Here is a 10,767-nt window from a genome sequence, read left to right on the forward strand (position 1 = left end):
GCGGCCTGCCCGCATTGTCACGGAGAAGACAAAGCCCCATCAGGGCGCGGAGACCCGCATTTCGAGCACTTCCTGGTCGTCGCGGCTGGTGTCTTCGGTGGACAGCACGCCGCGCCGACTTTGCTGCACCTGGCCGCCGCGCTGGGCCACCGCCGTCCAGGCCCCCAGGGGCACCTGCACCGTGGTCATGACTTCGGTCGATTCGGTCTGCCCGTCGGGGCCGTAGGCGGCCTGCTGGGCCACGCGGGCCTCCAGCTCCACAGTGACCAGTTGACCGCCCGCCCACCGGGGGCGCACGGTGATGCCGCGGCCCGTGTCCACCAGCGTGGTCGAGGACCAGGCCTGCCAGCCACCGCCGCCGTTGCGCGCTTCCGGGTTGACCAGGTGGGTGCCCCCCGGGCCGCCCACGCCAAACTGCCATTGCGTCACCGGACGACTGCTGCCCAGGTAGATCCGCGCCTTGCCGCCGTTGAGTACCTGGAGTTGTTGCAAGCCGGTTTCACTGCGCGAACGCGTGGTCGAGGTGATCACCGCACCGGCCCGGCCCTGCACGCCGCCCCGGCTGTCCACGATGATTTCGCCGGTGCGCAGCCCCGCGCCCTGGCGCTGCTGGTCGGTGGACGAACTCATGCGCCACTCCACCAGCAGGTTGCGCTGGGGCAGGGAAGGTTGCGCCTGGGCGCTGAAGGCGGCCCAAGCCACCACGGCCAGCGCCGAAGCTTTCGTTCTGAACTTGCTCACCATGGTCATCCATCGTCTCCGGACATGAATCTTCCTGTTCATCATCGCCTTGGCCATCAATGCAGGCAAGTGCGGGGTTGCACCCACGCTTTTCCACGGCTTGAAAAGTGCGCCTTGCCCGATGCTCAAGTCTTGACCCCAAGGGTCGATAAGCAGACTGAGCTGTCTTCCGCTTCTGGGGGCAGTGTCCACATGGTTTCAATCGAGATGGAGGCTGGCGATGCAGCTCGAAGCACTTTTCAAACAACCCCAGGCCCTGCCGGCCGTGCCCAAAATCGTTCACGAGCTGATCGACAGCTTCAACAACGACGACATTTCCATCGACGTCATCGTGCGCAAGATCGCCGCCGACCCGGTGCTGTCGGCCCGCTTGCTGCGCCTGGGCAATTCGGCTTACTACCATGTGTCGCGCAGCATTGGCACCGTCAATGACGCCGTGGCCATGCTCGGTTTCGTCACGGTGCGCACCCTGGTCATCAGCTCGGGCCTGACCGGAGGCTACAAATCCATGCCCGGCATGGACCTGAACAAATTCTGGCGCTATAGCATGCACACCGCCGCCGTGGCGCGCTGGGTGGCCAAGGCCGCCCATCAAAACGTGGACCTGGCCTTCACCGTGGGCCTGATGCATGGCATCGGCCAACTGGTGATGCACGCCGGCATGCCCGAGCAGATGCTGCACCTGGACAAGCTGGCCAGCCCGCTGGACCCACGCCGCATCGACATGGAACGTACCTCGTTTGGCTACAGCTTCGCCAACGTCGGCGCCGAGCTGGCCCGCCAATGGAAGTTCCCGCCCGCGTTCAGCGAGGCCATCGCCAACTTCCCCGATCCCATGTCCCACGCGCCCTTTGACGCGGTCGCTGGGGTGCTGCACGTGGCCGCCTGGCGTGCCCGAGCCGAGCACAACGGCCTCGTCGGCGAGGAGCTGGCGGCAACCGTGCCCACCGAGGTCTGCATCAAACTGGGCCTCAAGCCTGAAAACCTGCTGATCGACATGCCGCCCTTGGCAGAGTTGTGCGAAGGCATGGAAGCCTTGCTGGGCTGAGGCTTTCCTCTCAGATCGACAGCGGGTCGACATCGACCGCCCAACGGACCAGTCCGTTGCGGCGGTTTTTGTGCGCCGTGTCCAGCCACAGCGGCTGGCTGTCGGTCAGGAAACGCTGCAAGGCGGCGCGGTTGGGTGACTCGATCATCATCTGTGCCCGCTCGATGTTGGCCACGCGTTGCACTGGCGTGGGCACGGCCGGGTACAGGGTGACGCAGCCCAGGGCATCCGCCAGGGGCTTGGCCGCTTCGGCGGCGTCTTTCAGGAAGGCCTGAGCCGCCTCTTGGGTCTTGCCCTCGGCACGCAGCATGGCCAGGCTGGCATAGGGCGGCAAGCCCGCCATCTGGCGTTCTTCCAGTTGCTTGGCGGCAAACGCCGGGTAGTCGTAGGCACGCAGTGACTGGTACAGCGGGTGCGTGGGGTGCCAGGTCTGCACCCACATCTCGCTGCGGCCCGCCGCTTCGGCGTCGCGTCCGGCACGGCCCGCCGCTTGCAGCAAAAGCGAGAATTGGCGCTCGGCCGCGCGGAAGTCGCTGGCGAACAAGGCCGCATCGGGATTCACAGCCGCCACCAGGGTGATGCGGCGGAAGTCGTGCCCCTTGGCCACCATCTGCGTGCCCACCAGCACATCGATCTCACCCGCGTGCACGCTGGCCAGTTGCGCTTCCAGCGCGCCTTTCAGACGGGTCACGTCGGCATCGATGCGGCCGATGCGGGCGTTGGGCATGGCGGCGGCCAGTTGCTCTTCCAGGCGCTCGGTGCCCCGGCCCACGGGCTGGATGTCGGTGTTGCCGCAATCCGGGCAGGCGCGCGGCACGCGTTCGGTGAAGCCGCAGTGGTGGCAGCGCAGGGTGCGGTCCTGCTTGTGGAAGACGCGCCAGGCGCTGCAATGCGGGCAGCCGCTTTTCCAGCCGCAGTCGCTGCAGTGCAGCACCGGCGCATAGCCTCGGCGGTTGAGCAGCACCAGGCTTTGCTCGCCCCGCGCGGTGCGCTCTTCGATGGCATGCAACAACTCTTGCGCCACGGGCGGCGGCTCCTGGCCCATGGTGGGTTTGAGCACCTTGGACAGGTCAAGCACACGCACGCGTGGCATCACGCCATCGCCCACACGGGCGGGCATGGCCAGGCGCTGGTAGCGGCCGGCCCCGCCTTCGCTGACGGGCAGGGCGTTGAACCAGCTCTCCAGGCTGGGCGTGGCAGAGCCCAGGATCACGGGCACCTTTTCAAGCCGGGCGCGGTACACGGCCAGATCGCGGGCCGAGTAGCGGGCGCCGTCTTGTTGTTTGTAACTGGGGTCGTGTTCTTCATCGACCACGATCAGACCCAGGCGCGGCAGGGGTGTGAACACCGACAGGCGCGTGCCCAGGATCACGTCGGCCTGGCCCAGGTGGGCCATCAGCCAGTGGCGCAGCCGCTGGGCCGGTGTCAGGGCGCTGTGCAGGGACACGATGCGCCGCCCGATGAAGCGCTCGGCCACGCGGGCTTCCAGCTGTGGCGTCAGGTTGATCTCGGGAACCATGATCAGCACCTGGCGGCCTTCGTCCAGCGCGCGTTGGGTCTGGCGCAAGTAGACCTCGGTCTTGCCGCTGCCGGTGCTGCCCCACAACAGGCAAGGCTGGTCGCCAGGCTGGGCCAGCGCGTCCAGGGCCTGGGCCTGCTGCTCGGTCAGCTCCGGCAAGGTCGGAGGTGTCGCCGCTGGCAGGGGCTCCAGCAAGGCCTTGTCCAAGCGCTTGCGTCGGCGCTGCCATTGCAGGGCATCGAGTTGGCGCAACTCGGGCGGCAGCACCATCAAGGCCATTTCACCCAGACTGCGCTGGTAATACGCTGCGGCAAAGGCCACCAATTGGCGCCAGGTGCGCGGCAAGGGCGGCAGGCCCGACAGCACCTCGGCCACCTCTTTCAAGTCGGCCTGGGCCCACAGCGACGCCTCGCCCTGCGGCGCGTCATCCCACACCACCCCGGTCACCACCCGGCGGCCCAGAGGCACGCGGACCAGCTCACCAGGCAGCAGCGCCACCTCGCTGAGGTAATCCAGCGCCCCCCACAGCCCGCTGTGTTGAGGCGCCTCCACGACCACGCGAACCCGTTGACGGACTGCTTCGGTCGTCAAACTGGGCTCCAAAGTGGGCCGGGGCGGGCAACGGAACAGGGCAATCGTGTCTCCGAACTTCTGACAAGGTGTGAAAGGATGCACGCAAGTGCTTGATTTCAGGGGCTCTCACCCTTATCCACGGGGTCTGTGGATAACTTTGTGGGAAACCCACGCAGATTCGCGCTAAATGCTTGTCACACCGTCGTTTCGCTTAAATTGCCACAAGATGAGGCAACCAGGGTCTTTCTATATGAATCAAGGACTTAGCGGCTTGGCACCGACAGGGTTCGCTCGGCGGCAGCATGCCCCATGCTTGTGCATCGGGTTGGGTGGAAATGGGGATAACTGATTTGCCCTGAGGTCAAACCAAGGGTTTAACCTAGTTGCTCGAAACCTTACAAGCGTTGTCGTCCTTGTGCCAGCTGCAGGGCCGCGTTGAACGCATTGTTCCATGAGCGTGCGTCCTAAAAACCGGCAACTTGTCGAGGGGCGCGCGCAGATTCTTGGTCCTTGCTCACCTCTTTCAAAGTTGATCAGCAACAGACGTCGCTAAGTGCTTGATTCACATAGGCCCGATCTTGTCCACCAAAGCTGTGGATAACTTTGTGGGAAACCTCTGCACACCGACGCTAACTCTTTGTCAGCAGAGGGTTTCCCCCGTTCTGCCCAAACTTGAGGCACGGCCAAAGAATTCAATAAAATCAAGGACTTAGCACATGTACTCGGCATCTGCGAGGGAGTGATTACAAAATGCAACATGCGCTTTCTCGGTGCATTCATTTTGGGGATAAGTGGCCCCCGCATATCACAAAACCTTCCAACAACCAGCGCCAGGAGGCAGCGGTTTTTGTGCTATGCAGCACCGCACAAGGAAAACCCGGTTTGATGGTAAACAAGCGTTTGAAGCGGGTATGCTTACGCCTTCACCTTCCCACTTTCTTCCATCTTTGTTGAGAGACATTGCAATGAGCTTCTCGATCGAATCCAAACTCGGCGATCTGCTGGACAACGAAACCACCAAGGCCATCCTGGAAAAGCACTTGCCCGGCATTTCCACCCACCCGCAAATCGCGATGGGCAAGGGCTTTGCACTGTCCATGGTTGCCAAGTTCTCCGGCGGCCTGATCACCGACGACCTGCTGGCCAAGGTCAACACCGAGCTGCAAGCTCTGAGCTGATCCACGGATCGCTCTCTGGCCCAGGGCCAGTAAAAAGCCCGCGAAGTTCGCGGGCTTTTTTCATGCTCACCAGTTCTCGGTGGCCTCGGAGCAATCAGGCGCCGAGGGGTTCACGTCGCACCGGATGCGCTTGATGATCTTCAGGCCCTTCTTGTCGTAGAAGCCCTTCTCGGCCATGTCGATGCGGCCATCGCGCATGAGCACGGTGTAGCGGTCGGTGTCGGCCGGGGTGGGGTCCATCCACAGCTTGGCGGGGATCGAGGCGTCGGAGCGCTTGACGATCTCCAGCGCGTAGTCAAACCGGCTCAGCCACACTTCGCGCGACTTCTGGCCAAAGCCTTCCGGGAAGCGGTCGCGCTTGATGATCATCTGGTAGGTCAGGATGGTCATGGGGTAGCGCGACACCGCGCCCTTGGTGCCCACGCCCTTGGCAAGCTCCAGCGGCTTGAAAGCGATGGATGGCGCGATGAGCACGTCCACACTGCCGTTGTTGAACATGGCACCAAAGTTGGTCACGTCGGCGGCCACGGGGCGGGCGCCCACGCGCTGGATCAACTGGGCCTGGGCCTTGTCATGGTCGAAGGCGGCGATGCGTTTGCCGGAGGCGGCTTCCAGCGTGCTGATCTGGCGGTCGTTCACGAAGGCATAAGCGGCGCCCAGGGGGATGATGCCGCCCACTTCGAACTGGCCGTTCACCATCAGCGCGGCGGCCTTGGGTGAGGCGAAAGTCTGGATGGTTTTGTGGACCACTTCGTAGCTGGCGGCCAGGTCGACCTTGCCATTGCGCACGATGGTGGACACGCCAGCCGAGTCAATGGCGGCCGACAAGGCATTGAAGCTGCGTGTGCGCAGGGCGGTGGCCATCACGGCATCACATTGGCCGGTGCGGAAGTCTTCCACGGCCACGCGCTCATCGACATAGGCTTTGAGCTCCAGGTCCACACCCGTTTTCTGCATCTCGACGGCGTAGTCCTTGGCGGCGTTGAAGCCGTCGCCACTGGTGCCCAGGATGTCAAAGATGCAAACCTTTTGCTTGGCGGCCAGGGCGGGGGGGGCCAGGACAGCACCGACCAAGGCCAGGGCGAAGAGAGATTTTTTCATGAATGCGTTGGGCCGACAGGTGGCCCCCTTGAGGGAATCGGCGGCGATCATGCCATGGGCTGCAGGGTGGTTCTCCCGTCCGTAACCATTGCTGACAACCGATGCCCGCGGGGCAGGTGTTGGGCCAGCAAGTGGGTCAGGTCGTCGCGGTGAAAAGGTTTGGGCAGATGATCGTCCATGCCGGCGTCCAGGCAGCGCTGGCGCTCTTCGGGCAGCACATTGGCCGTCAGGGCCACGATGGGCACGCGCACGCGGGCCTGCTGGCGCTCCAGGGTCCGGATGTGCTGCGTGGTTTCAAAGCCGTCCATGCCTGGCATCTGGCAGTCCATCAACACCAGGTCGGGCTGGTGGTCCTGCAGCCAGCCCAGGGCCTTGTGCCCGTCTTCGGCCAGCACCACCGACAGGCCGAACTGCTTGAGCGCAGCATCGGCCACCAAGGCGTTGATGGGGTTGTCTTCCACCAGCAGGACCAGGCCCCGGCGGCCATCGGCGCGAAGCATGTCCGATGGGGCCTCGTCGGTTTTGCCACGGCTCCCCGGGCCGACCTGTTGGGCGCGCGCCACCACCGGCAAGCCAAAGCTGGCCACAAAGACCGAGCCCCGCCCGGGCGAACTGGTGCAGCGCAGGTCACCCCCCATGGCGCGGCACAGTTTTTGGGAGATGGTCAGGCCCAGGCCCGCGCCGCCATGCCGACGCTCCATCGAGCTTTCGACCTGGTGAAAGGCTTCGAAGATGAAGGGCAGCTCGTCGCCGGGAATGCCAATGCCCGAGTCCTCGACCGCCAGGGTCACGGTGTCATGCCCCACCACGCGCGATACCCGCACGGTGATGCGCCCCTGGTCGGTGAACTTGACGGCATTGCCCAGTAGGTTGTGCAGCACCTGGCGCACCCGGGCAGCGTCGCCCGTCACTTCGTGAAGGGCGGGCAAGGTGGACTCCAGCAGCAATTGCAAACCCTTGGCCTGCGCATTGACCGTGGAGATGGCCACCACGTCGTGGATGACCGCGCTCAGGTCGAAGGGGCGTCGCTCGACATTCACGTGGCCCGCTTCAATCTTGGAGGTGTCCAGCACATCGTTGATGACCGACAGCAGGTGCTCGCCCGAACGCTCCACCAGCTCCAGGCGCTGCTGGGCTTGCGGGCGCAACTCCTCGTCGCGCAGCATGCGGGTCAGGCCCAACATGCCGTGCAGGGGCGTGCGCATTTCGTGGCTCATGGTGGCCAGGAAGCGGCTCTTGGCTTCGCTGTGGTGGTGGGCCAAGGCCAGGGCCTTGGCGCGCTCTTGCGCCACCTCCTCGGTGGTGTAGCGCAGGAAGAGCAGCTCCTCGATGCGGTTCTGCCCCCAGCGGGTCTCCAGGAACAGCAGGCCCACGAAGGCCAGCACCGAGGCACCGCCGAACACGCCGAACGAGTCCTGGCGCGCGAGGTAAAACACCGCGTTGGGCACTAGCATTGGGATGATGAAGGCCCGCGCCGAACCCGCATCGGGGTTGAGCATGAAGGTGCCCATGGAGGCCACGCCCAGCAAGCATGCCAGGGTCACGGCCATCAGGTCCAGCCGCGCCAGCGGGGTCATCCACCAGCCGACCGAGCCCCACACCAGGCCATCGATCGCCAGCAGGATCAGAAAGCCCCGGTACCACTTGGGGTGCACCGGGTCGGCGCTTTGGCTGAACAGGCGCGACTGGCCAAACAGCAGGATGGCGATCAGGCCTTTCAAGGCCAACCAGGCCCACACGCGCTGGCCGCCCATGGTGGGCAAGAGCAACCAGGCCAGCAAGCAGGAGAAGCTGGTGGCGACCAGGCAGGCCGCGGGCATGTGCGCAAACAGCATGCGGATGCGTGCTTGGAGCACTTTGAACTGCACATCGCCCAAGGGGACCGGTTTCATGAGGGAGGACTCCTGACGAATACAGTATTCGTGAAGTCACTGGTGCGCGGGGTGCGTTGTGGACCGATCAAGGGCCGACAAGGCGCCGTTGTGCCATGAAGGCCCCCTCGCTTCAGGGGGAGCCCAGGCTTGGCGTATGAGGGTTTTCTACAGACTGCCCGCGCAGCCCGGTGCGCCGCAGCGGCAGGCCAGGCGCCCGGCATGGTGGGTGGGGCCGTAGGCCACGGTGAGTTCTTCGCCAGCGGCAATGTCATGCAAGGCGTAGAAGGCCACGCGGCCTTGCTGCACCTTGAGCACAATGTTGGGGGCGCAAGAGTGGTTGGCAAAACGCAGCGGGTCGGTCGACTGGGTGGCGTCCACTGAGCGCGCATTCGTCACCGCGATCATGAAGACACGGCCGGTGCTTTTGTCGGCGGCCTTGGCCCGCTTGAAGGCCTCGGCCGTGCTGACGGATTCACCCCGGATCTCGCCGATCTTGCGCCGAGCGGGCACGGCCTGCAGCGCAAACACGCCCTGACCATCGATGGCACTGGGTTTGACCTCGACCGCGATTTTTTGAGGATCGGAGACCTGGCCTTTGGCTGGGGCGGAGGCCTTTTCCCTTTCGGGATCGGGCGCGGCAGGCAGAGGTCGAAGCGTGGGCATGGTCAGGATTCTGGCACCGACTCCCTGGCCACGATCTTGGCGTACAGGCTTTGCTTGGGCACGGCCAGCACGCGGCGCAGCATCGGCTCGAAAAATGCCAGCGGCAGGGTCTCACGCTGGGGGTCGAAGGCGGCCGCGTCGTAGCGCTCGCAAAACTCGGCGGTGTACCGGTACAGATCCGCCTGATGCTGGAGTTGGTCGCGCAGGTCGCGGTCCATGCCCAGGTGGTGGAAGAAGTAGTAGCCCTGGAAGATGCCGTGGTGGGCCACCATCCAGTGGTTCTCTTCGCTCACGAAGGGCTTGAGGATGGCCGCTGCGATGTCGGCGTGGTTGTAGCTGCCCAGGGTGTCGCCGATGTCGTGCAACAGGGCGCAGACCACGTATTCTTCGTCGCGGCCATCTTGGTGAGCCAGGGTGGCGGTCTGCAAGCAGTGGCTCAGGCGGTCGATGGGGAAGCCGCCGCAATCGCCTTTCAGCAGGTTCAGGTGGTCCAGGATGCGGTCGGGCAACTGCCGGGCGTAGGGGGCGAATTCACGGGCGATGGCGGCCCAGTCTTCGGGCGTGCCATCTCGCATGTGGCTGAAGGTGGCGTGGTTCTGCGGCGGGTGATGACTGCTCATGCGCGTCAGTTTGGGCGGCTTGGGACATGAAAGCAAATAACCACGATGGCCTTTGACCATTACCATGGGTTATGGCCACCCTTGACCCTGACATCCACTATTTCATCGCCACCGCCACCGAGGGCAGCCTGGTGCGGGCCGCGCAAAGCCTGGGCCTGACCCAGCCCGCGCTGAGCAAATCCATCAAGCGCCTGGAAAAGCACCTGGGCGTGGTGCTGTTCAACCGCACCCCGCGCGGTTCGGAGTTGACCGAGGCGGGCCGCGCCTTTTATGGCCGGGTGCGCACCCTGTCCAACGCCATGGACGACGCGGTGATGGAGGCGCGCGACTTGGGCGGTGGCCACGCCGGCCTGCTGCGCCTGGGCATCACCCCGGCGGTGTCGCACTTTGTGCTGAGCGCTTTGTTCCCCACGCTGACCACCGAGCGGCCCGCCGCCCACGTGAAGGTGACGACCGCCTTCAACCACGTGCTGCTGGGCGCCATTGACCGCAAAGAGTTGGGTCTGGCGGTGTGCCCCTTGCCGGACGACTTGCCGGCGGGCGTGGAGGTGGACGAGCTGTACGACGACCCCTTCAGCGCGATCATGAACGACCGCCACCCGCTGGCCCAACGCGAGCGCCTGTGCATGGCCGACCTGATCGGCTGCCAATGGGTGGGCTCGGGCAAGCAGGAGGTGGCGCGGCGCAGCCTGGAGCAGGCAGCGGCCCGCCATGGCCTGCCGCGCCTGAGCGTGCCGGTGGAGGTGAATTCGCTGGAGTCGCTGTACACCGTGGTGTCGCGCACGCAGATGGTCAGCCTGTTCAACGCCCGCTTTGGCTCGCCGTCGGCCCTGCCCGACAACGTGGTGGTGGTGCCGCTCGATCTGCCTGGTGTGCACCGGCGCATCGGCATCCTGCGGCGGCGCGGCTACCTGTCCCCGATCGCGCAGCGTGCTCGGGAAATCTTGCTGGATGCCAGGGACGCGTTTGGGGCTTGATGTTGCGGGCTGCTGAGTGCGGGTGCGATGCCTGGGTGGTTTGCTTTGTCTTGGCAGCGCGGGGCGCGGGCTGGGCGGGCATCCGGCTGGGCTTCATGTTGGTGGTCCCGCTGAAAGCGGGACTGCCTTGCGATGCTCATGCCGAGGTGGGGCCATGGAACTCACTGCGCGGATTGCATCCGCTTCGTTCAAACAACCACGGCCAGTCAGTTATTGATGCGTGCTGCGCACGCCCACCTCGGCATTCCGCTTCTCAGCACCAACAAGGCGCCCCGCCAGATGCCCGCCCAGCCCTTTTTTCGCCCCGCTGGTGGCCCGCCACGGCTGCAATCGGTGGCGGACCAACCGCCGCGTCAACAGGCACCAACCGCACGACGGATGCCAACGCCACACTGATCGCCACGCCACAGCCCCAAACCGTGCTGCGCCACCAGCGGGGCGATCAGGGATGAGTCGGAGGCGGGCGGGGCGAC

9 protein-coding genes are annotated in these 10,767 nt (G+C 64.9%); 3 read left to right on the top strand and 6 right to left on the bottom strand.

All coding sequences use genetic code 11. From position 1 onward, the window contains the following. Nucleotides 1–39 precede the first annotated feature (39 nt). Nucleotides 40–741 carry a hypothetical protein gene (locus PSV38_RS20350; protein WP_300550771.1) on the bottom strand — a complete coding sequence of 234 codons (702 nt, stop codon included), beginning with the start codon at nucleotides 739–741 and terminating at the stop codon, nucleotides 40–42. A gap of 220 nt (nucleotides 742–961) precedes the next feature. On the opposite strand from PSV38_RS20350, the gene PSV38_RS20355 reads away from it, so the two are divergent. Further along, on the top strand, nucleotides 962–1,789 hold the full coding sequence (locus PSV38_RS20355) for an HDOD domain-containing protein (protein ID WP_300550773.1): 828 nt from the start codon (nucleotides 962–964) through the stop codon (nucleotides 1,787–1,789). A gap of 10 nt (nucleotides 1,790–1,799) precedes the next feature. Here PSV38_RS20355 and priA read toward each other — a convergent pair whose 3' ends face one another. Then, nucleotides 1,800–3,899 (bottom strand): primosomal protein N', encoded by a 2,100-nt coding sequence (gene priA / locus PSV38_RS20360; protein ID WP_300550775.1) that lies wholly within the window; start codon nucleotides 3,897–3,899, stop codon nucleotides 1,800–1,802. A 947-nt stretch (nucleotides 3,900–4,846) separates the two neighbouring features. On the opposite strand from priA, the gene PSV38_RS20365 reads away from it, so the two are divergent. Beyond that, entirely contained in the window at nucleotides 4,847–5,059 is a 213-nt protein-coding gene (locus PSV38_RS20365; protein WP_300550777.1) for a hypothetical protein, read from the top strand. Between the two features lie 66 nt (nucleotides 5,060–5,125). On the opposite strand, the gene PSV38_RS20370 is transcribed toward PSV38_RS20365, so the two are convergent. The 4 genes from PSV38_RS20370 to PSV38_RS20385 all read right to left on the bottom strand — a co-directional run bounded on the left by PSV38_RS20370 (nucleotide 5,126) and on the right by PSV38_RS20385 (nucleotide 9,317). Next, nucleotides 5,126–6,160: a putative solute-binding protein gene (locus tag PSV38_RS20370; RefSeq protein ID WP_300550779.1), complete on the bottom strand. Its 1,035-nt coding sequence runs from the start codon at nucleotides 6,158–6,160 to the stop codon at nucleotides 5,126–5,128. A gap of 47 nt (nucleotides 6,161–6,207) precedes the next feature. After that, nucleotides 6,208–8,052, bottom strand: coding sequence for an ATP-binding protein (locus PSV38_RS20375; protein ID WP_300550781.1), 1,845 nt, complete (start codon nucleotides 8,050–8,052; stop codon nucleotides 6,208–6,210). A 147-nt stretch (nucleotides 8,053–8,199) separates the two neighbouring features. Then, nucleotides 8,200–8,697 (bottom strand): SET domain-containing protein, encoded by a 498-nt coding sequence (locus PSV38_RS20380; RefSeq protein WP_300550783.1) that lies wholly within the window; start codon nucleotides 8,695–8,697, stop codon nucleotides 8,200–8,202. Nucleotides 8,698–8,699: 2 nt separating this feature from the next. Next, nucleotides 8,700–9,317 (bottom strand): HD domain-containing protein, encoded by a 618-nt coding sequence (locus PSV38_RS20385; protein ID WP_300550785.1) that lies wholly within the window; start codon nucleotides 9,315–9,317, stop codon nucleotides 8,700–8,702. Nucleotides 9,318–9,388: 71 nt separating this feature from the next. Between PSV38_RS20385 and PSV38_RS20390 the strand changes: the two genes are divergently transcribed. Then, on the top strand, nucleotides 9,389–10,294 hold the full coding sequence (locus PSV38_RS20390) for a LysR family transcriptional regulator (protein ID WP_300550787.1): 906 nt from the start codon (nucleotides 9,389–9,391) through the stop codon (nucleotides 10,292–10,294). Nucleotides 10,295–10,767 lie beyond the last annotated feature (473 nt).

Origin of the sequence: Aquabacterium sp. (genome assembly GCF_029946005.1) — a bacterium.
Classification (GTDB): Bacteria; Pseudomonadota; Gammaproteobacteria; order Burkholderiales; family Burkholderiaceae_C; genus Aquabacterium.